Annotated in this window: 18 protein-coding genes; 6 read left to right on the top strand and 12 right to left on the bottom strand. The window is 73.4% G+C overall.

Annotated features, from left to right (window positions below):
* The coding region (locus ACIQFX_RS34885) for a ferrochelatase (protein ID WP_402471861.1) at positions 1-141 on the bottom strand (141 nt) is incomplete at its 3' end.
* A gap of 141 nt (positions 142-282) precedes the next feature.
* On the opposite strand from ACIQFX_RS34885, the gene ACIQFX_RS34890 reads away from it, so the two are divergent.
* The gene (locus ACIQFX_RS34890; RefSeq protein WP_402471624.1) at positions 283-1,548 is read left to right on the top strand and encodes an MFS transporter; all 1,266 of its coding nucleotides are present in this window, start codon (positions 283-285) and stop codon (positions 1,546-1,548) included.
* On the top strand, positions 1,487-2,827 hold the full coding sequence (locus ACIQFX_RS34895; RefSeq protein ID WP_402471626.1) for a D-arabinono-1,4-lactone oxidase: 1,341 nt from the start codon (positions 1,487-1,489) through the stop codon (positions 2,825-2,827). Before ACIQFX_RS34890 ends, ACIQFX_RS34895 begins: the two co-directional genes overlap by 62 nt.
* A 3-nt stretch (positions 2,828-2,830) precedes the next feature.
* Here ACIQFX_RS34895 and ACIQFX_RS34900 read toward each other — a convergent pair whose 3' ends face one another.
* The gene (locus tag ACIQFX_RS34900) at positions 2,831-3,703 is read right to left on the bottom strand and encodes a hypothetical protein (protein ID WP_402471629.1); all 873 of its coding nucleotides are present in this window, start codon (positions 3,701-3,703) and stop codon (positions 2,831-2,833) included.
* A 484-nt stretch (positions 3,704-4,187) separates the two neighbouring features.
* Here ACIQFX_RS34900 and sepH point away from each other — a divergent pair, with 484 nt between their 5' ends.
* Positions 4,188-5,228 (top strand): septation protein SepH, encoded by a 1,041-nt coding sequence (sepH, locus tag ACIQFX_RS34905; protein WP_402471631.1) that lies wholly within the window; start codon positions 4,188-4,190, stop codon positions 5,226-5,228.
* 69 nt (positions 5,229-5,297) lie between these two features.
* Here sepH and ACIQFX_RS34910 read toward each other — a convergent pair whose 3' ends face one another.
* Positions 5,298-6,125, bottom strand: coding sequence for a sulfurtransferase (locus ACIQFX_RS34910; protein WP_402471634.1), 828 nt, complete (start codon positions 6,123-6,125; stop codon positions 5,298-5,300).
* A gap of 161 nt (positions 6,126-6,286) precedes the next feature.
* Between ACIQFX_RS34910 and ACIQFX_RS34915 the strand changes: the two genes are divergently transcribed.
* On the top strand, positions 6,287-7,060 hold the full coding sequence (locus tag ACIQFX_RS34915; protein ID WP_402471637.1) for a VOC family protein: 774 nt from the start codon (positions 6,287-6,289) through the stop codon (positions 7,058-7,060).
* 33 nt (positions 7,061-7,093) lie between these two features.
* Here ACIQFX_RS34915 and ACIQFX_RS34920 read toward each other — a convergent pair whose 3' ends face one another.
* The 4 genes from ACIQFX_RS34920 to ACIQFX_RS34935 all read right to left on the bottom strand — a co-directional run bounded on the left by ACIQFX_RS34920 (position 7,094) and on the right by ACIQFX_RS34935 (position 13,029).
* A complete protein-coding gene (locus tag ACIQFX_RS34920) occupies positions 7,094-8,485 on the bottom strand; it encodes a polysialyltransferase family glycosyltransferase (RefSeq protein WP_402471640.1) in 1,392 nt (463 codons plus the stop codon).
* Between the two features lie 3 nt (positions 8,486-8,488).
* Positions 8,489-9,454, bottom strand: a complete 966-nt coding sequence (locus ACIQFX_RS34925) for a glycosyltransferase family 2 protein (RefSeq protein WP_402471643.1) — start codon at positions 9,452-9,454, stop codon at positions 8,489-8,491.
* A gap of 51 nt (positions 9,455-9,505) precedes the next feature.
* Positions 9,506-12,085 (bottom strand): YfhO family protein, encoded by a 2,580-nt coding sequence (locus tag ACIQFX_RS34930; RefSeq protein ID WP_402471645.1) that lies wholly within the window; start codon positions 12,083-12,085, stop codon positions 9,506-9,508.
* Between the two features lie 326 nt (positions 12,086-12,411).
* Positions 12,412-13,029 carry an isochorismatase family protein gene (locus ACIQFX_RS34935; RefSeq protein WP_402471648.1) on the bottom strand — a complete coding sequence of 206 codons (618 nt, stop codon included), beginning with the start codon at positions 13,027-13,029 and terminating at the stop codon, positions 12,412-12,414.
* A gap of 154 nt (positions 13,030-13,183) precedes the next feature.
* Between ACIQFX_RS34935 and ACIQFX_RS34940 the strand changes: the two genes are divergently transcribed.
* A complete protein-coding gene (locus tag ACIQFX_RS34940; protein WP_402471651.1) occupies positions 13,184-13,855 on the top strand; it encodes a TetR/AcrR family transcriptional regulator in 672 nt (223 codons plus the stop codon).
* A 371-nt stretch (positions 13,856-14,226) separates the two neighbouring features.
* A complete protein-coding gene (locus tag ACIQFX_RS34945; protein WP_402471653.1) occupies positions 14,227-14,418 on the top strand; it encodes a peptidoglycan-binding protein in 192 nt (63 codons plus the stop codon).
* 170 nt (positions 14,419-14,588) lie between these two features.
* Here the strand turns inward: ACIQFX_RS34945 and ACIQFX_RS34950 are convergent, their stop codons facing one another.
* The 5 genes from ACIQFX_RS34950 to ACIQFX_RS34970 form a co-directional block, all read right to left on the bottom strand.
* Positions 14,589-14,981, bottom strand: coding sequence for a peptidoglycan-binding protein (locus tag ACIQFX_RS34950; RefSeq protein ID WP_402471655.1), 393 nt, complete (start codon positions 14,979-14,981; stop codon positions 14,589-14,591).
* 180 nt (positions 14,982-15,161) lie between these two features.
* Positions 15,162-15,812 carry a thymidine kinase gene (locus tag ACIQFX_RS34955; RefSeq protein ID WP_402471657.1) on the bottom strand — a complete coding sequence of 217 codons (651 nt, stop codon included), beginning with the start codon at positions 15,810-15,812 and terminating at the stop codon, positions 15,162-15,164.
* Between the two features lie 57 nt (positions 15,813-15,869).
* Complete coding sequence (locus ACIQFX_RS34960; RefSeq protein ID WP_402471660.1) at positions 15,870-17,075, bottom strand: alkaline phosphatase family protein; 1,206 nt, start codon at positions 17,073-17,075, stop codon at positions 15,870-15,872.
* Positions 17,075-17,671: a DUF5998 family protein gene (locus ACIQFX_RS34965; protein ID WP_366305555.1), complete on the bottom strand. Its 597-nt coding sequence runs from the start codon at positions 17,669-17,671 to the stop codon at positions 17,075-17,077. The genes ACIQFX_RS34960 and ACIQFX_RS34965 overlap by 1 nt, the downstream gene beginning before the upstream one ends.
* A gap of 283 nt (positions 17,672-17,954) precedes the next feature.
* Positions 17,955-20,990 carry a GNAT family N-acetyltransferase gene (locus ACIQFX_RS34970; RefSeq protein WP_402471663.1) on the bottom strand — a complete coding sequence of 1,012 codons (3,036 nt, stop codon included), beginning with the start codon at positions 20,988-20,990 and terminating at the stop codon, positions 17,955-17,957.
* Positions 20,991-21,126: the final 136 nt, after the last annotated feature.

Here is a 21,126-nt window from a genome sequence, read left to right on the forward strand (position 1 = left end):
TTCCCTGAGCCGTTCCTTCGGGATGCCGCGGCCGCGCGTCACGTTCTCCAGGAACGGGACCACGTCGTCCGGACCCTCGGGGCCGCCGAAGGAGAGCAGCAGCAGGGCGTCGTACGGGGCGGGATCGTGCTGATCGGACATGGCACCGATCCTCCCACCCGGCTCCGGTGGCGGGGGGGTGCGGCCCGTCCGTGCCCGATCGTCCGGAAAAGGGGGATGACCGATCGACTTCAACACCGTAGGCTTTAGCTGTTAATTACACGTGTTGACCAAGGACTCCTCTTGCCCAGTCCCTACCGCGCGATCTTCGAGGCGCCCGGCACCGCCTCGTTCTCCGTCGCCGGATTCTTCGGCCGGATGCCGCTGTCCATGATGGGCATCGGCATCGTGACCATGATCTCGCAGGTCACCGGCAGGTACGGGCTCGCCGGCGCACTCGCCGCGACCCTAGCCATGTCCGCCGCGGCCCTCGGCCCCCGGGTGTCGCGCCTCGTCGACCGCCACGGACAGCGCAAGGTGCTCCGGCCGGTGACGCTGATCTCGCTGGCCGCGGCCGCCGGGCTCCTCCTCTGCGTACAGCAGGGGGCTCCGGACTGGACGCTCTTCGCCTTCACGGCCGTGATCGGCGTCGTGCCCAGCCTCGGCGCGATGACCCGGGCCCGCTGGGCGGAGATCTACCGGGGCGACGGGCGGCGCCTGCACACGGCGTACTCCTGGGAGTCGATCGTCGACGAGGTGTGCTTCATCTTCGGCCCGATCATCTCGATCGGCCTGTCGACGACCTGGTTCCCGGAGGCCGGCCCGCTGTTCGCCGGGGTGTTCCTGACCGTCGGCGTCTTCTGGCTGACCGCCCAGCGCGCGACGGAACCCGAGCCGCACCCCCGGGAGGAAGGCGAGAAGAGCGCGTCCGCGCTCCGCTCCCCCGGCCTCCAGGTGCTGACCCTCGCCTTCGTCGCCACCGGCGCCATCTTCGGCTCGGTGGACGTGGTGACGGTGGCCTTCGCCGAGGAGCAGGGCCACAAGGCCGCCGCCAGCCTCGTGCTGGCCGTCTACGCGCTGGGTTCCTGCCTGGCCGGCGCCGTCTTCGGACTGCTGCACCTCAAGGGCGAGCCGTCCCGCCGCTGGCTGCTGGGCGTCTGCGCGATGGCCGTGAGTATGATCCCCCTCCTACTGGCCGGGAACTTGCCGTTGCTGGCCGTGGCGCTCTTTGTCGCGGGCCTGTCCATCGCACCGACGATGGTGACCACGATGGCCCTCGTCGAAGCGCACGTACCGCGCACCAAGCTGACCGAGGGCATGACCTGGACGGGTACCGGCCTCGCGATCGGCGTGGCGCTCGGCTCGTCGGCCGCCGGCTGGGTGGTCGACGCGTCGGGAGCCGAGGCGGCGTACGTGGTGCCCGTGGTCTCGGGCGCGCTAGCGGTCGCGGTGGGTCTCCTCGGACACCGCCGGCTGAGCAGGCCGGCACCGAACCGGGAGGGGCAGCGTGAGCGGGACGACGACAGCGGGGTCGGGGAGCGCCAGGACGGCGAGCAACCCGTGGCGTAACTGGGCGGGGAACGTCACCTCCCGCCCGGTGCGGGAGGTGAGCCCGGCCTCGGCCGAGGAGCTCGCCGAGGCGGTGCGCCGGGCGGCGGCGGACGGGCTGCGGGTGAAGACGGTCGGGACCGGCCACTCCTTCACCTCGATCGCGGCCACCGACGGCGTCCTGATCCGCCCGGGGCTGCTGACCGGGATCCGGCGCATCGACCGCGAGGCGATGACCGTGACGGTCGAGTCCGGCACCCCGCTCAAGCGGCTCAACGTGGCGCTGGCCCGCGAGGGCCTGTCGCTCACGAACATGGGCGACATCATGGAGCAGACCGTCGCCGGCGCCACCTCCACGGGCACCCACGGCACGGGCCGCGAGTCGGCCTCGATCGCCGCGCAGATCCGCGAGCTGGAGCTGGTGACGGCCTCGGGCGAACTGCTCGTCTGTTCGGAGAAGGAGAATCCGGAGGTCTTCGCGGCCGCCCGGATCGGTCTCGGCGCGCTCGGCGTGGTCACGGCGATCACCTTCGCGGTGGAGCCGGTCTTCCTGCTCACCGCGCGCGAGGAGCCGATGACCTTCGACCGGGTCACCGCCGAGTTCGACGCGCTGCACGCGGAGAACGAGCACTTCGAGTTCTACTGGTTCCCCCACACGAACAACTGCAACACCAAGCGCAACAACCGCAGCGCGGGCCCCGCCGCCCCTCCCGGGCGGATCAGCGGCTGGATCGAGGACGAGCTCCTCTCCAACGGGCTCTTCCAGCTCGCCTGCTCGGTGGGCCGCGCGGTGCCGCCGGTGATCCCCTCGATCGCCAAGGTCTCCAGCCGGGCCCTGTCGGCCCGCACGTACACCGACATCCCGTACAAGGTCTTCACCTCGCCGCGCCGGGTGCGCTTCCTGGAGATGGAGTACGCGCTTCCGCGTGAGGCGGCGGTCGCCGCGCTGCGCGAGCTCAAGGCGATGGTCGAGCGCTCGCCGCTGAAGGTGAGCTTCCCGGTGGAGGTGCGGACCGCGCCGGCGGACGACATAGCGCTGTCCACGGCCTCGGGGCGGGAGACGGCGTACATCGCCGTCCACTTGTACAAGGGCACGCCCCACCAGGCGTACTTCACCGCGGTGGAGCGCATCATGACGGCGCACGGGGGCCGCCCCCACTGGGGCAAGGTGCACACCCGCGACGCCGCCTACTTCTCCGAGGTCTACCCGCGCTTCGCCGAGTTCACGGCGCTGCGGGACCGGCTCGACCCGGACCGGCTGTTCGCCAACGACTACCTGCGCCGGGTCCTGGGCGACTGACCGTCACCCGGCGGCCGGGTCGCCGTCGGCCGGTGCCGGGGCGTCCGGCGAGCCGGTGCCGGTGGCGGGCTCCTGGGTCGGGGCGGTGGGCGTCGGGGCGGTCGTGGGTCCCGTCGGTGTCGGGGCGGGCGTCTCTCCCCCGGTGGAGCCGGAGGGGGTCGGCTCCACCGACGGGGTCGCCGTCCCGGTGCCCTTCCCGCCGTCCCGGTCGCCCGGGGTCGGGGTGGCGCCCGTCGCGGGCGTGCCGTCCTCCGGCCGCGTGACGGCGCCGGAGGAGCCGGAGGGCGCGGGCGCGGGCCGCTCGTCGCGGTCCGGCGCGTCCTGCCCCGCGCTCCCGCCGCGGACGACGGAGCCGAAGGTGGTGGTCCCCCGGGTGCCGCCGAAGTCCTGCCCCGAGACCAGCTCGTAGGTGGTGATGCCGCCCATGGTCACGCCGAAGACCAGGGCGGCGGCGAGGGCCGGGCGCTTCCAGCCGCGCACCCGGGTGCCGTGGGTGGTCGCGTCGCCGAACTCCCCGTCGTACGGGGCGGGGGCGGGAGCGATCGTGCCGAGCATCAGGGTGCGGTCGTCCGGCGGCCCCGCCGCGACCGGGACCTGACGCGCCTTCGGTTTGGCGGCCGCGGTCGCGTCGCGCATCTGTTCGCCGGTGCGCCTGAAGAGGTGCTGGAAGAGCGGGCCGCCGCAGGTGGCGATGACACTGATCACACCGGCGCCGAGGATCGTGCCGTACACGCCGAGGGTGGAGGCGAGTTTGGCGGCGATGACCGCGGCCAGGGCGCTGCCCGACACCTGGGCCACGCTCAGGTCGATCCTTCTCCTGCCGTTCTCCCGCTCCTCCTTCGGTTCTTCCGTGTCGGTCTCCGGCCTGTGACGCATCTCCAACCCCTGACGGCTCATCCGTTCGCCTTGCACCCAGAAGGGACATATGGGCGAAGCGAATAGTTCCGTTTCTGCTGTTTCTGTGAACAGCGACACGTATGGGGGAAGATCGCGGAGACTCAACTCCCGTACCGCCCGAGAAGTTGGGCGGCGCGCCGGTCCACCCAAGTGGCCCGAATGGAGTACATTGACGAACCCTGGGTCCGGACGCCTTCGGGCGCCCGGGATCAAGGGGAGGGAGCCGAAAGCGGCACTCGAACCGGTGACGCCACGGCACCACACGGAAACCGGCTGCACAGAGTGACCACCAGTCACTCCGGGTAGCCATCAGGTCACCGTGTCATAACGGCGTCCCAGGGTCCATGCCCGACACGCCGGGCAACTCGGCAAGGTAGTGGCAGGCTGCACCCGGGCAGGCCACACTCGACTAGCGGAAGCAGCGACGCACGTGACGTCGGCAGGCACCACCCGGGAGGTCCCCATGCCCGAACTGCGTGTCGTGGCCGTCTCCAACGACGGCACACGACTGGTGCTGAAGGCTGCGGACAGCACGGAGTACACGCTTCCGATCGACGAGCGGCTCCGTGCCGCCGTGCGCAACGACCGCGCACGCCTCGGCCAGATCGAGATCGAGGTGGAGAGCCACCTCCGCCCCCGTGACATCCAGGCGCGGATACGAGCCGGTGCCTCCGCCGAGGAGGTCGCCCAGCTCGCCGGCATCCCCGTCGACCGCGTCCGCCGCTTCGAGGGCCCTGTGCTCGCCGAGCGCGCCTTCATGGCGGAGCGGGCCCGCAAGACACCCGTCCGCAGGCCCGGCGAGAACACCGGCCCGCAGCTCGGCGAGGCGGTGCAGGAGCGGCTGCTGCTGCGCGGCGCCGACAAGGACACCGTGCAGTGGGACTCGTGGCGGCGCGACGACGGCACCTGGGAGGTGCTGCTCGTCTACCGCGTCGCGGGCGAGGTCCACACGGCCAGCTGGACGTACGACCCGCCCCGGCGGCTCGTCCAGGCCGTCGACGACGAGGCACGGGCCCTGATCGGCGAGACGGACGATACGATCGCCGCCGCGCCCGAGCCGAGCTTCCCGTTCGTGCCGCGCATCGCCCGGCTGCCCCGGGACAGGCCGCTCGACCGGGCCCTCGACCGCCAGATCGACCGGTCGGACCGCCAGCTGGAGCGGGCGTCCGCGTCGGCCGAGCCGGAGGAGGAGCGGGACTCCCTGACCAGCCTCCTGGAGGCCGTGCCCAGCTTCCGCGGCGACATGATCGTGCCCGAGCCTCCGGACACGGAGCCCTCGGAGGAGGTCGAGGCGGAGGAGCCGCCGGCCCCGGCCGCCTCGGCGGGCGCGGGTTCCGCGTACGCCGACGTCCTGATGCCCCGCGCCGTCTCGGGCCACCGGGACCGGCTCACCGGCACCACCGACCGCCAGGCCGAGGCGGACGGCGTCCGTCCGGGCCGCCGCGCCGCGGTCCCCAGCTGGGACGAGATCGTCTTCGGCACCCGGCGCAAGAAGCAGGAGTAGCGCGGTACGCGAAGGGCCCGTGCCGTCGTCCGGCGCGGGCCCTTCGCGTACCGCCGCTTCCCGTACGGACTACCGGGGGTCCGGGCCCGTGGCCACCGGACGGGCGGGGTCGGCGGACCACTCCGACCAGGAGCCGGCGTAGAGCGCCGCGGGGATGCCCGCGATCTCCAGGGCCAGGACCTCGTGGGCACCGGAGACGCCGGAGCCGCAGTAGACCGCGACCTCGGTGCCGTCCTTCGCGCCCAGGGCGGTGAAGCGCTCGCGCAGGGCGTCGGGGGCGAGGAAGCGTCCGTCGGCGTCGACGTTCTCCGTCGTCGGGGCCGAGACCGCGCCGGGGATGTGGCCGCCGACCCGGTCGATCGGTTCCACGTCCCCGCGGTAGCGCTCGGCCGCGCGGGCGTCCAGGAGCAGCCCCGCGTCCGCAAGGGCGGCCGCCGCGTCGGCGTCGAGCAGTCCGAGCGCGCCCGGCTCGGGCCGGAAGTCGCCCGGCTCCGGCGCGGACACCTTCTCGGTGAGCTCGCCCGTCCAGGCCGCCAGGCCCCCGTCCAGGACCCGTACGTCCGGGTGGCCGGCCCAGCGGAGCAGCCACCAGGCGCGGGCCGCGCCCCAGCCGAGGCCGCCGTCGTACACGACGACGGGCCGGTCCGCCGAGACGCCCGCCCGGCGCATCGCGGCCCCGAAGGCCTCCGGGTCGGGCAGCGGGTGGCGTCCGCCGCTCCCGGGCGGGCCGGCGAGCTCCGCGTCCAGGTCGACGTAGACCGCGCCGGGCAGGTGGCCGGCCTCGTACGCGGGCCGTCCGGGCGGGCCGCCCAGCGTCCAGCGGACGTCCAGGAGGACCGGCGGCCTGACCCCGGCCGACTCGCTCAGCAGTTCGCTTGCGGAGATGATGGGCTTCATGGGGCCATCCTCGCGCAGCCGCACGGCCGCCGGGGGCGGACCCGGCGACCTCCCTGCCCGATCGCGCCACGCACGGCGCGGCCGGGGGCGCGCCACGGCCCCGACGGTGGCACCATCGGACCGGGGCACGACCACGACGATGGTCCGAGGAGAGAGTGACGATGACCGAGGCGACTCGGCGCACATCCGGCACCCCCTGTTGGGTGAGTCTGATGGTGCACGGGCTTGACGCCACCCAGGAGTTCTACAACGCGCTCTTCGAATGGGAGTTCGTACCGGGCCCGCGACAGCTCGGCCCGTACGTGCGCGCGCTGCTCGGCGGCAAGGAGGTGGCGGGCATCGGCCAGCTGCCGCCCGACCGGAACCTGCGGATCGCCTGGACCCCCTATCTGGCCACCGACGACGCCGACGAGACCGCCGAGACCATCCGCTGCTGCGGCGGCACGGTCGCGGTGGGCCCGCTGGACGCCGGGGAGGCGGGGCGCCTGGCCATCTGCTCCGACCCGGTCGGGGCCGTCTTCGGGGTCTGGCAGGCGGAGGCGCACCACGGGACGGCGGCGGCCGGGCCGCCGGGGACCCCGGTCTGGAACGAGCTGCTCACGTACGAGACCTCGTCGGTCGGGAAGTTCTACCGGAGCGTCTTCGGGTTCGAGGTGGATCCGGTCGTGTCCGCCGACCACGACTACGCCACGCTCCTGGTCGACGACACGCCGGTGGCGTCCCTGCACGGCGTCGGCAACGCGCTGCCCCGGGACCGGGGCCCGCACTGGATGACGTACTTCGAGGTCGCCGACACGGACGCGGCCGCCCGGTTCGTCGTGGAGCTCGGCGGCCGGGTGCTGCGCCCGCCGCGCGAGGGCACGGCGGGGCGGCTGGCGGTGGTGGCGGACCCGGAGGGCGCGGTCTTCACCCTCGTGAGGTCCGCCCCGGAGTGACGCCGGCCCGCTCGGGACGAGGCGCCCGGCGGCTCAGCCGCGCAGGGTCCGGGCCAGGGTCCGCAGCCGGGAGGAGCCGCCGCGCGCCCGGGCCGGGTCGCTGCCCGGCAGGCCGAGCTCGGTGAGCCGTTCGGTCGTGAAGTGGTGTGCGGTGCCGGGGTCGGCGAGGTGCTCGGTCAGGAAGCGGGCGGTCTCCTCCCGGAGTCCCGGGTGGATCTTGTGCCGCATGCAGTAGCCGACGGCCCGGACGAGCGGCGTGAGCGACTCCGGGGCCGCCCCGGGGACGGCAGGCTCCGCCGCCCGCTCCAGGTCGGGGACGAGGTGGTCGACGACGGTGAGCGGGATCCGGTTGCTGTTCTCGAAGGGCGTGAGGCGGGCGAGGACCTCGGCCGTGCCCACGCGCGCGACGGGGATGCCGTAGTACACGGCGGCGGTGAGCATCGCCGTGGAGAAGCAGCCGACGACCAGCGAGGGCCGGCACCGCTCGTAGAAGGTCTCGGCGAGCAGCGGCCCGTCGAGGACGGTCAGCCGGACGCCGGAGCGTTCCGCCTCCTCGTGGAGGGCCCGGGAGTAGCGGGCGGGTGCGGTCGGGTGCGGCTTGAAGACCACCGAGCGGTGTCCGGCCGCCGCGGCCCCGCGCAGCATCCGTACGTGCAGCTCCTCCTCCTCGTCCGCGGTGAGCAGCGCGAGGGCGGCGAGGTACTGGCCGAGCAGGAGGGCCGTGGCCCCGGCGGCGGCCGTCCGCGCGATGCCGGGGTCGTCGGCCGCCTCCTCGGCGATCTCGGCGAGGACCGCGCGGAAGGCTTCGTCGGGGACCAGCTCGGGTTCGACGCCGTACTCGCTCAGGAGGAGCGGCCGGAGGCCCGGCACCAGGTCGAGGTGGAGGACGCGCCGGAGCCGGCAGGCGATGGACTGCGCGAGGTCGGAGCGGGTGGGGCCGTAGCTCATGAGGCCGTCGGCGTAGACGTGCAGGTCGCTCTCGGGGAACGCGCCGGCGAGCGCCTTGGCGGGGTTGACCTGGATGGACTCGACGACCAGCTCGACCGGGCCGGTGCCGAGGTCCCAGGCGGTGCGCAGGACACGCTGCCAGAGCGGGGCCTCCTCGGGGCGGGGGGCCCAGCCGGCGGGGTGGTACGGGTGGATCGTCTCGTTCCAGTCGAGGACGCCGTCGAAGCGGGCGGCGATCCGGTCGTAGCCGGTCATCGTCTCCAGGCGCAGCGCGGTCTCGGGGATCTCGGCGTTGTGGGAGAGCAGCAGGAGCCTGCGGGCCTCCTCGCGGGGGCCGAACCGTCCGGCGTCCAGGGCGGCGGCGAGCGTGGCGGCGCCGTACAGGGTGGACACCTGGAAGAGCTGGACCCGGCGGCCGTCGGCGGCCGCCTCCGGCGCCGGTCCGGGGAGGGGCGCGGATGCCGTGTCGGTGGCCATGGTTCAGGCGGTCCTTCCGGTGTCGCGCAGGCTTCGCAGGAGGGTGCTGCGCGGGGTGTCCATGGTGGCGAGGGTCTCGTCGAGGACGCCCTGCGGCATCCGGTGCAGGGCGTCGCGGACGTCGGCGCGCAGCCGCGTGGCGACGGCCGGTTCGTACAGCGCGACCTTGCCGACGTGGAAGGCGATCATCGCGCAGTACGTGCGGACCGCCTTCGGCAGGAACCGGTCCGCCTCGGCGTCCCGGGAGACGTCGTCGAGCAGGAGGTCGTACGAGGGGATGAAATCCAGCTGCCGGTTGTCGGTGATCTGGGTGAGCGAGGTGGTGACGCCCCTCCGGTAGAAGACGCCGTGCAGGGAAAGGGCGGCGAAAGTGCGGGCCTTGAGGTGGAGCCGCCAGATCCAGAGGCGGTCCTCGGCCGTTCTGAGGGAGGTCTCGAATCGCGAGGCGCCGTTCTCGAAGAGGCGTCCGCTGTAAATACCGAAGGGGACGAACGGATAATCGACCATCGTGACCATGCTGGCCGGCGAGATGCCGTCCCTGGGGTCCATCACCGTGTCGCGGCGCTTGGCCGGCGCATAGCGGATCTGGCGTTTCCTGCCTTCCGACAGGACGTGGTCGGTGCGCGCGAAGTCGCAGTCGAGGCGGGAGATTCCGTCCACCGCGGCGCGCAGGTGGCCGGGGGCGTACCAGTCGTCGCCGTCGAGGAAGGTGATGTAGTCGCCGCGTGCCGCGTCGATCCCGGTGTTCCGGGCCTGGGCAACGCCCTGGTTGGTCTCGTGCCGGATGACGGTGGCGTGGGGGAGGCGGTCGCGCCAGCGGTCGAGGATTTCCGGGGTGTCGTCCGTCGAGCAGTCGTCGACCAGCAGGAACTCGAATTCCGGATCCGCGTTGTTGGCGAGGCTGCGCAGGGTGTCGGGCGCGTATGCCCCGACGTTGTGGAACGGTACGACGACGGACAGTTTCGGCACTCGGAATCCCTACACTGATTCGAACGGTTAAACGTCGCTACGGCGGGCAGGCTAGCCGTCCGCTTTCCCGGGCGAACGATCCGTACGTGCACTGCGGGTGAACTCTTTCCGTCTCCCGCGGATACCCGTCACGGCCAGTGCGAGCAGCGCGGCCGCGCCGACCGCGCCGCCGAGCTCGAGTCCCGGGGGCCGAAAGGAGCAGCGGACGGTGGTGGCGCGCCCGTCGAGGGGGACGGCGACGAGGCCCTCGTACGCGCGCGCGGGGCGGAGGTCCGTGTCCCCGGCGGCGCAGCTCCAGCCGGAGATGCGGGGTGCGGCGAGGACGGCGACGCCCGTGCTGCCCGGCGGCAGTTCGGCGGTGACGGTGTGTCCGGTGGCACGCACGCGCGTGGCGCCGGTCGCGGTGAGCTGCCGTACGGCGGCGTCGAGGCGGGCGCCGACCAGGCAGCCGACCGGTTGCCGGGGCAGCCGCACGCGGGCCTCGGGGCCCAGGTCGATCCGGACCTCGCCGGAGTCCGGCACGGTCCCGAGGGGCCGCATGGGGGCGCGTACGGACGGCGGCTTGCCCTCGAACTCCACCGGCGACCCACCGGCGAGGGTGGCCGTGCCCCGGTACTCGGGGGCCCAGAACCAGACCTGGGAGCCCGCCGGGCAGCGGGCGGTGACGGTGCGTCCGGTACGGCGCGGGGCGGGCGGCAGCTCGTACACGTCGGAACCGAGCAGGCGTTCCTGGCGCGCGAAGGCGGAGTCCCCGGGGTGCGTGGCCGGCGGCTCCGTCGGGCGGACGGTGACCAGCGGCGGTACGGGGGTGGTGGCGGCGGTGACGGTGGCCCGCGGCAGCGCGTCCTGGCGGACCGGCTCCGCGGGCCGGGAGCGGATCCGGGTGCCGATGGAGAAGAGGGCGTCGGTCACCGGGTTGTCGAGGCTGACCGGGTGCCGGCCCTTGGCGTAGTGGCCGAAGCCGAGCGAGGCCAGGGTCCGGGAGGTCACGTCGGCGGTGAGGCTGCTGTAGTAGTCGGCCCCTTGCCCGCCGACGAGCAGGACGTCGTTCCCGCCGGGGACCTCGCCGGGGTCCGTGCGGTGCTGCGGCCAGGCGTCCGCGCGCGCCGCCTCGCGGGCCACCTCCTCGTGCCACGGGCCGATCCGCGGCGACCAGGAGACCTCGCTCCGCTGCTGTTCCTCGATCCGCTTCCCGGTGACGGCCGCCTCGCCCGCCTGGGCGGCGACCAGCAGGACCACGGCGAGGACGGGAAGCACGCGCGCGTGGACCCGGCGGGCGCCGGCCAGGGCCAGGAGGACCGCCGCGAGCGTCAGGAACGCGGCCGCGCCGAAGGCGGGGAAGGTCCACCGGTCGATGTCGACGCTCCCCCGGGCCGCCCACGCCAGGGCTCCGAGCAGCGCGCCGCCCGCCAGGAGCGCGGCCGGCCGGGGCACGCCGCGGGCGGCCGAGAACCAGGCCGCGACGAGCAGCAGGCCGCACAGGACGAAGGTCTGGCGGTAGGGGATGCCGTTGGGCGAGGCACCGGCGTGCCAGAGCAGATGGGTGGGCTCCCACTGGAGGGAGAGCGCCACGAGGACGATCGCCGCCGTCCAGCCGGCCCGGACGCGCGGGGCGACGGCCCGGTTGAACGGCAGCGTCAGGGCCAGCGCGAGGGCGGGCGTGCCGATGAAGAGCGCGGGGCTGGCCACGCTCGCCGTCGCGGGCAGGAAGCGGGCGAGGACCTCCGTCCAGGCGGCGGGCGCGAAGGTGGTCTCCGGGGTGGGGTCGGCGACCTTCGTGGCGACGAAGACGACCACCACGAGCGGCGCGGCGAGGCCGATCCCGATGAGCACGCTCCGGGCGGCGCGCAGCGCGCCGGCGACGCGCTGCCGGGCGCCGGCGGTCTCCTCGCAGGTGAGGAGCCGGACGACGAGGACGACGGCCGCGCCGAGGGTCGCCATGTACGCGGTGTAGAAGTTCGCGATCCAGGCGAGCGCGACGACCAGGGGGCCGAGCACGGGGCGGCGGCCGGTGCGGGCCCATTCGCCGACCAGGCAGAGCAGCGGGAAGGCGACCAGCCCGTCGAGCCACATCGGGACGGTGGCCCCGTAGTTGAAGGTCCAGCCGGAGAGCGCGTACGCGGTGCCGAGCAGGGCGGCGACGGGCCATCGGCCGGGGCGCAGCCGCAGGAGCAGCAGGGCCATCGCCGCGCCGGCCGCGGTGATCTTGGCGGCGGTGACGACGTAGAGGGCGAGCTCGATCCGGTCTGCCGGGAAGGCCACGACGAGCAGGTCGAAGGGGCTGCTCAGATAGGTGCCGATGTCGCCGAGGAAGTTCGCCCCGAAGCCGGAGTTCCAGTTGAGGAAGGCGTCCCCGTGCGTCTCGCCGAGGAGGAACGCGCGCCAGTAGGCGTGGTACGGCAGGTACTGCTGGCCCAGGTCGACGATGTTCCTGGTCACCGGCCCGAAGGGGTGGCTGCGGGAGAGTCGGCCGGCCAGGCAGAGGAGTACGGCGGTGAGCAGGGCGGCGGCCAGCGGGGCCGCCACGGCCGGGGCCCGGAGTCCCCGTCGCGGGGCACCGGGGCGCCCGCCCGCCCCGTCCCCGCCCCCGACCTTGTCCTCGTCGAGCACGGTTTCGGCGGCGGGGGGCACACGTCCTCCAGGGGGCGCACGGAGCGGGGTGCCCGGAGGGTGGGTCGTCACGGGCCGACCGCCATTACCGCCGAGGCGGGCGACCCGTAACCGATCATCAGGCGGTCTTCCGGCACACCCCGGGTGAACACCCGGTGCGACGCGGGCCGGTGCGCTTCCGGGACGGTGTGGTCCCACCCGTTCGACGGTGGGCGCCGAGGGGCTTCCGGTGTCGCGCTGGTCCCACCCGTTCGACGGTGGGCGCCGAGGGGCTTCCGGTGTCGCGCTGGTCCCCCGTTCGGCGTCCGGTCCCGAGGGGCTTCCGGTGCCGGCCACCTGTCTTGGTGTCAGCCGGCGGGCGTGAGGGCGACGAGGTCGTCGACCGTGCGGGCCACGGTGCCGAAGAGGTCGGAGACCGTGGTGAGGGCGGCGACTTGGAGGGCGTCCGACGACAGGACGGTGCCGTCCGGGGCCGCCAGGGGGCGGGTGGCGGTGGCCTCGGCGACCACGGTGGGGCGGTAGCCCCGGTTGAAGGCGCCCTGCGCGGTGAACTGGACGCACATGTGCGTCATGAACCCGGCGATGACGAGGTCGCCGCCGACGCCGAGGTCCTGGAGGGTCTCCTGGAGGTCCGTGGCGTGGAAGGCGTCGGGGAACTGCTTGACGACCACCTCCTCCCCCTCGACCGGGGCGACCTCGTCGCTGATCGCGCCGATCTCCGCCCGGATGTCGTACGGGGTGCCCTCGCCGCCGTCGTTCACGACGTGCACGACGGGCGCGCCTGCGGCACGGGCGGCCGCGAGCAGCCGGGCGCCCGCGGCGAGGGCCCGCTCGGCGCCGTCGAGCGCCATGACGCCGGTGCGGTAGGTGTTCTGGAAGTCGATCATGATCAGGGCGGACTCACCCAGGCGCGGGAGCTCCTGGGGCAGGCCGATCACATCGCGCAGGGTGGTGGACGCGGTCATGGCGGTTCCTCTCGGTTCGGACGTGAGGTGCGGGAGCCCGGGCGTTATCGACGCTAACACATTTCGCAATCATCGATAACGGCGTTCCGCACGGCCCTCCCCCGGAACGGAGAAAGCCCAGGTCCGCGCTGTTAGCGCTGTTATCGTGGGGGCCATGTCGACGGCACGAGAGCGCATCCTGGAAGCCACCGGGGAACTGCTCGCCACCAAGGACGCGCCGGCCATCTCGACCCGGGCCATCTGCGACCGGGCGAAGGTCGGCATGCCCGAGATCTACCGCCAGTTCGGCGACAAGCAGGGGCTGCTCACGGCCGTGGCCGACATCGGCTTCGCACGCTTCCTCGCCGACAAGCGGCGCAACCCGCTCACCGACGACCCGGTCGCGGACCTCCGAACCGCCTGGGACGGCCACGTCCGGTTCGCGCTGCGCAATCCGCACCTCTACCGCCTGATGTTCACCCCGACCGGCGACACCAGGCCGGAGGCGATCCACGAGGCCCGGGCGATCCTCCTGAAGGCCATGGAGCGCTGCCGCGACGCCGGACGCCTGCGCACGACCCCCGAGCTGGCCGGCCAGACGATCCTCTCCGCCAACGTGGGCGTGTGCATGATGGCGCTGTCCTTCCCCGACCTGTTCGGGGACCCCGCCGTCTCCGGATCGGTCCGCGACGCCGTGATCGGCAAGGTCACCGGCGACGAGCGGGAGGACACCCGGATCGGCCCCGCGACCGTCCTCGCCCAGGCACTCGTCGACACCCTCACGGGCACCGCCCCCGTCGACAGCCCGGCCCTCGACCGCCTGACGGACGCACTGCGGACCGAGTGACCCGGCCGGACGACTCCCGCCGAATTCCCCCGGAAATCAACAGAGTCAGCGATCCCGCGCATTCACCGAACCGGCCTGGATTCCGCCCGATCGCTCTGCAGGATGAATTGATCAAGCGGGACGGGGGTAGCGCCTGCCAGCATTGACCCCTGCTTCGAAGTGTTGCTGTCCGAGGGGGTCACCATGCTTATGCCGCGCACTGTCAAGGGATTTCGAAGTGGACTGGTCGCGATTTCCGCAGTCGTTCTGACGTCGCTGAGCAGCGCCACGGCCGACGCGTCCACCAGCGCTCCAGTGCTTGGCTACGGGAGCTCCGGCTGGGGAGTGAAGTGCGTTCAGGCCGGCATCAACGAGTGACACAGGGGCACAACATGAGTCATCTCGATATCGCGGTGGACGGAATATTCGGGGCAGCCACACTGCGAGAAGTGAAGCACTTCCAGCAGCATTACTCCTACGACGTCGACGGAGTTGTCGGACCCAAGACCGGAAACGGCCTCTACTGGACCTTCCTGGACCACCTTCAGATCGACTGCTACAACTCGATTCCCACCACCGAGTAATAACGCGATCCCCGCCGTTTCCGTCCGGGACCTCCTCGGACGGAAACGGCGGGGCGGTGGAACCACCGGACGGGCCTGCCGGTCTGCCGCGGACACGTCGACCGGAAGCGCAGCGATGTCCACCTGGCCCTGACGGTCACTCCCTCGTCAGGGAGGCCGTCGAACGGCTCTCAGCCCGTCAGGAGCTTCTCCCAGGTCCTCTGGCCGACGATCCCGTCGACGACGAGGCCGTGGTTGCTCTGGAACCTGCGGACGGCCGAGTCGGTGCGGGCGCCGAAGGCGCCGTCGACGAAGTTGCCGCCGCTCTGCTCCCACGCCGTCAGGCCGTACCGCGAGACGAGTTCCTGGAGCCCGGCGACACAGTCGCCGGAATCGCCCAGGGAGTAGTCGCCCCGCGGAATGACGTACCCGTTCGGGGAGAGGCGCGTGCCGTACGCGTCCTTGCAGATCTTGTAGGAGGAGTCGTCCGCGTGGGCAGCCGGCGCGGAGACGAGCAGGGCTCCGGCCGAGACCGCCGCGAGCAGCAGCGCGGCGGCCCCCTTCGCGGGGCGGTGCATGCGCATGTCGGTAAACCTTTCGCTGGTGACACCGCAACCCTGTCGCACGGGGAGCGGCTCGTCTCCCGCGTCCCGCCGTCCCGGGACGCGGGAGACGAGCCGCTCCCCGGCTCCGGACGGGCTTGCGCCGCTCGTCTCAGGGACGTCCCGCCATCGACACGGGACGTCCGGTCGCGCTGGGAGGCGTCAGGCGTGGTTGACCGGGAGGACGTCCGGGGACAGGGCGCCGGCTCGGGCCGAGGCGGAGGTCATGCGGCGACGGTGGTGGCGGCGGCAGAGCACCTCGTAACCGATCTCCTCCGACGGGCGGTTCACGTCGCCGACGACGACCTGCTCGCCCTCGACGACCATCTCGCCGCCGACCGTGCGGGCGTTGTGCGTGGCCCGGGCGCCGCACCAGCACAGCGCCTCGACCTGGAGCTGCTCGATCCGGTCCGCCAGCTCGATCAGGCGCTGCGAGCCGGGGAAGAGCTTGGTCCGGAAGTCCGTGGTGATGCCGAAGGCGAAGACGTCCATGTCGAGGTCGTCGACGATCCGGGCGAGCTGGTCGATCTGGTCGGGGGCGAGGAACTGCGCCTCGTCCACGATCACGTAGTCCGCCTTGCCTCCCTGGGAGAGCTGGCCCACCAGATAGGCGTAGAGGTCCATGCCCTCGCCCGCCTCGACCGCCTCCGTCACGAGCCCGAGGCGCGACGAGAGCTTGCCCTCGCCCGCCCGGTCGTCACGGGTGAAGATGACGCCCTGGAGCCCGCGGGCCGACCGGTTGTGCCCGATCTGGAGGGCCAGGGTGCTCTTCCCGCAATCCATGGTTCCGGAGAAGAAGACCAGCTCGGGCATGACGGGTCGGGGACCTTTCAGGTCGTGGGGGGTGGGGAGCGCGGGTGGGTGAAGGCGTCAGGAACGCACTTCGAGCAGCGGGACGAACTGCTCCGCCGGGGTCATCGACCCGTGCATGCCGGCCATCGCGGACTCGTGGGGCTCGTTGACGGACGCGGTGATCGCGAAGTCCTCGTGGGCCGCGACGACGACGTCGCCGATCCGCCCGTACACCCGCTCGTCGATCTCGTCGCCGAACCAGCCGAGGGAGACGGCCTCCTCGCGGCTCGCGACCCAGAACTGCTCGCCGACGACCTCGCGCCAGCAGGTGAGGACGTCCGCCTCGGCGCCGGGCACCGCGTACACGTGCCGGGCGCGGCCCTCGCCGCCCAGCAGGGCGACGCCGGCCCGCAGTTCCCAGTCCTCGTCGAAGTCGATGCGGTGCTCTTCGTCGAACGGGATGTCGACCATGCCGTGGTCGGCGGTCACGTACAGGGCCGAGCGGGGCGGCAGCTGCTCCGCGAGCCGCTGCACGAGCCGGTCGACGAACATCAGCTGGCCGCGCCAGGCGTCGGAGTCGATGCCGAAGCGGTGCCCGGCGCCGTCGAGTTCGCTGTAGTACGTGTAGACCAGCGAGCGGTCCCCGGCGCCGAGCTGCTCGGCGGCGAAGTCCATGCGCTCCTCGCCGGAGAGCCGACCGTGAAACGTTCCGCCGCTGAGCGCGACCTTGGTCAGCGGGGTCTGCTCGAAGATCGGGGACGACACCTGGGCGGTGTGGATCCCGGCCTCGTGCGCCAGCCGGAAGACGGTCGGGTACGGCTGCCAGACGTGCGGCGACGTCCACGGCTTCCAGCGCAGCTGGTTCATCAGCTCGCCGGTCTCCGGGTTGCGCACCGTGTAACCGGCCAGCCCGTGCGTACCGGGGTAGCGCCCCGTGCCGACGGAGGCCAGCGAGGTCGCGGTGGTCGCGGGGAACCCGGCGGTGATCGGGCGGCCCGTGCCGCCGCGCGAGGAGCCGAGCAGCGAGGTCAGGTACGGGGCCTCGTCCGGGTGCGACCTGATCTGCTCCCAGCCGAGCCCGTCGATCAGGAAGACGCAGTTCCGGTCGGCCGGCGCCAGCTCCTCGATCCGCCGCTCGAAGCCCGCCACGCCCTGGCCCGCGACGAGCGTCGGCAGCAGGTCACCGAGCGAGCCGGAGGCGTACTCCGGGACCGGCGCGCTCTCCGGCGCGAGCGGGACGGGGTCGTCGGGCCAGCCGTGGGGCATCGCGGTGGACTGCGCCATCAGCGGGTGGGCGCGGCGGTCGCCGCGATGGCCTCGGAGAGCGCCTGCGCGAAGGCGAGCGTCTGCCGGACGGTGTCGGGGCCGTCGCCGGCCTCGCTCACCCGCAGGCTCAGGTCGTCCGCGGTGGCGTTGCCCGTGTAGCCGTGGTCGGCGTCGCAGTTGGAGTCGCCGCAGGCGGCGGGCTCCAGGTCGATGCGCGAGACCGCGCCCCAGCCGATGGTGAGGACGACCTCGCGGGGCAGGGTGCCCGGCGTGTACGACTCGGGGTTGGCGACCACGCGGCTGACGACGACCGACGAGATCCGGTCGAGCTTCACGGACTCGGTGGACGTCGTGGCGTACGGGGTCGGGGAGCTCGTGTCGGCGGCCTGCTCGTCGGTGTGGCTGACGATGAAGCGGTGCGGCGTCAGGACGAGGACGGTGACGTGGCGCCGGACCTCGTTCGCGTCGAAGGTGGTCTCCTGGTGGACCACGTACGACGCGACGGCCTCACCGCCGACGGCGGCCTCCACCGCCTCGGCCACGAGGGCCGGGTAGTAGCCGCTGCGCTCGATCGCCGCGCGCAGCCCCTGGGTCGTCGTACCGCTCTTTGCCATGGACTCCATCCTAATCCGTATGCAAGCACGGCTTGGCCGATTGCGAAGGGGGCCGGGCCGTTCGAGAGCACCGGGGCTGTGACATCTGACTCCATCCGGGCCGTCCGACCTGGGCCCCGCCCCCATGGCCGTGCACGTGAGGAACGCGGGAACCTCACGGCGGTCCGGCGGAGGAACCGAGAGATCGAGGCCTCCTTCGATTTCCCCACGCGCCCACGGGAGCACGGCTTGACGAGTGGGGCGCCTGAGGTGTCCACGGGGCCTCGGACCCCCTCCGGCCCCGTCAGTAACTCGGCAGGCTGCGCGGACCGAGGTCGGTGCGGGGCGGGGGCGGGGCCAGCCGGACGGTGGCGCCGAGGACGGAGAGTCCGCGGGGTGCCACCACCACCGGTTCCAGGGAGACGGCGACCACCTCGGGGTGGTCGTCGACCAGGCGCGAGACGCGCAGCAGGAGCTCCTCGAGGGCCGGGGTGTCGACGGGCGCGGAGCCGCGCCAGCCGAACAGCAGGGGGGCGGTGCGCAGGGAGCGGACGAGTTCGGCGACGTCCCGGTCGGTGGCCGGCACCAGTCGGTGGGCGGTGTCGCCGAGCAGTTCGGAGGCCGCGCCCGAGAGGCCGAAGGAGAGGACGGCGCCGACGGCCGGGTCGATGGCGGAGCGGACGACGGTGTCGACGCCCCGGGGCACCATCGCCTGGACGACCGGCAGGAGCTCCTCCGGCTTGCCGAGGACCTCGGTCAGCTCGGCGTACGCCGTGCGGAGCTGCTCCTCCGAGGCCAGGTCGAGCCGGACGCCGCCGAGGTCGGGGCGGTGGCGGAGGTGCGGCGCGGTCGTCTTCAGCGCGACCGGGTAGCCGAGCCGGGCGGCGGCCGCGACGGCGTCGTCGGGGGTGGGGGCGGGCAGCGTCGGCAGCACGGCGATCCCGTACCGGGCGAGCAGTTCACCGGCCTCGGCCGCGCCGAGGGTCACGCCCCGGGCGTCCGCGCCGTCACCGGCCCGGTCGCCGAGCGTCCGCTCGATGAGCGCGGCGGCCCCGGCCTCGTCGATGTCCTCGTACTCGGGGACCCGCCCCGGCTCGGCCGCCTGCCGTCGCCATTCCCCGTACCGCACGGCCTCGGCCAGTGCCCGCACGGCCCGCTCGGCGGCGGGGTAGGCGGGGATGGTGGCGGGCGCGGCGGGCGGCGCGGTCGTGTCGGACGTCACGTCCGTGCCCGGGGTCGCGTGCGTGTCGGACGTCACCGTCGCGCCCGGGGGCATGTCCGTGCCGGGCGTCACCGCCGGCCCCGGGACCGCTGAGGCATCGGGCGTCACCGCCGTCCCCGGGAGCACGGAGGCATCGGGCGTCGCCGTCCGGTCCGTGGGGCGGGTGGCGGGGCGGGGTCCGGTCGGGGGGCCGCCGCGGCCCGCCGGGGCCGGCCGGGTGCTGGTGGCGACCGCGAGGGCTTCCGCGAGGCCGCCCATCTCGACGTGGACGACGACGACGGGCTTGGTGGGCGCGGGCGCGGAGGCGACGGCCGCGCGGAGGGCGGCCGCGAGGACCTCTCCGTCGCCGAACTCGGTGGCGCCGTTCTCGCCGACCCAGGGGATCGCGGTCACGACGACCGCGTCGGCCGTCTCGTCCGCGAGCGCGGCCGCCAGCGCGTCCCGGAAGTCCGCCGGGACCGCCGCCGTCGTCAGGTCGAGCGGCCGCAGCGGCCGCAGTCCCTCCGTGAGGCAGGCGTCGTACGTGAGGAGGCCGAGCGACTCGGAGTTGCCGAGGATCGCGACGCGGGGCCCGGCGGGCAGTGGCTGGGCGGCCAGGAGCAGTCCGGCGTCGACGAGTTCGGTGACGGTGTCGACGCGGATCACCCCGGCCTGGCGGAGCAGCGCGGAGACCGTGGCGTGCGGGATGCGGGTGACCGGCACCCGGTGGCCGGGCGGGGCGCTGCCGCTGTGCCGGGCGCCCTTGACGACGACGACCGGTTTGACGGCGGCGGTGCGGCGGGCGAGCCGGGTGAACTTGCGGGGGTTGCCGATCGACTCCAGGTAGAGGAGGACGACGTCGGTGCCGGGGTCGTCGTACCAGTGCTGGAGGAAGTCGTTGCCGGAGACGTCGGCGCGGTTGCCGGCCGAGATGAAGGAGGAGAGGCCCGCGCCGTGCCGGTGGAGTCCGGCGAGGAGCGCGATCCCGATCGCGCCGGACTGGGCGAAGAGCCCGATGCGCCCGGCGGCCGGCATCTGCGGGGCGAGCGAGGCGTTGAGCCGGACGTCGTCGGCGGTGTTGATGATCCCGAAGGCGTTGGGGCCGATGATCCGCATGCCGTACGAGCGGGCCTGCCGTACGAGCTCGCGCTGGCGGTCGCGGCCGGCCGGACCGCTCTCCGCGTATCCGGCGGAGAGGACGACGAGGCCGCGCACGCCGTGCTCGCCGCAGTCCGCGACGGCTTCCGGGACCCGCTCGGCGGGGACGGCGACGATCGCCAGGTCCACCGGCTCCCCGATGGCGCCGATCGAGGAGTGGGCGGGGACGCCGTCGAGTTCCGCGGCGCCGTCGGTGAGCGCGGCGTTCACCGCGTACACGCGTCCGGTGAAGCCGGACTCGATCAGGTTGCGCAGCACGGTCCGGCCGACGCCGCCGGGTGCGCGGCCGGCGCCGACGACGGCGACGGACCGGGGGGTGAGGAGCCGCTGTACGGAGCGTGCCTCGGCCCGCTGTTCCCGCGCGCGCTGGACGGCGAGGGAGCGGTCGGTGGGTTCGAGGTCGAGGTGGAGGCGGACGGAGCCGTCCTCGAAGCTGCGCTTCTGGGTGTAGCCGGCGTCCGTGAAGACCTTGATCATCTTGTTGTTGGCGGGGAGGACCTCCGCGGCGAAGCGCCGGATGTCCCGCTCGCGCGCCACGGCCGCGATGTGTTCGAGGAGCGCGGAGGCGACGCCGCGGCCCTGGTGGGCGTCCTGGACGAGGAAGGCGACCTCGGCCTCGTCCGCCGGTGCGGAGGCGGGCATCCCCCGGTCGTCGATGCGGTCGTAGCGCACGGTGGCGATGAACTCGCCGCCGACCGTCGCCGCGAGTCCCACCCGGTCCACGAAGTCGTGGTGGGTGAAGCGGTGGACGTCCTTGGCGGAGAGGCGCGGGTAGGGCGCGAAGAACCGGTAGTACTTCGACTCGTCGGAGACCTGCTCGTAGAAGCTGACCAGCCGGTCGGCGTCGTCGGCGGTGATGGGCCTGATGCGCGCGGTGCCGCCGTCGCGCAGGACGACGTCCGCTTCCCAGTGGTCGGGGTAGACGTGCTCCGGCGGGGCCGGCCGTTCCGCCGCTTCCGACTGCTCCGACGCGCTCTGCATGGGGTCAGCCTACGGCCGCGACACGACCGTGGCACCGCTCGCGCGGCGGGTGCGCGCCGTGCAAGGTAGGGAGGGCCGAAGGGCGGTCCGGTCCGGGCCGGAGGTCGGCGCGAGCACCACGCAGCACATGAGAGAC

The sequence above is a fragment of the Streptomyces sp. NPDC093089 genome (assembly GCF_044754405.1).
Lineage (GTDB): Bacteria > Actinomycetota > Actinomycetes > Streptomycetales > Streptomycetaceae > Streptomyces.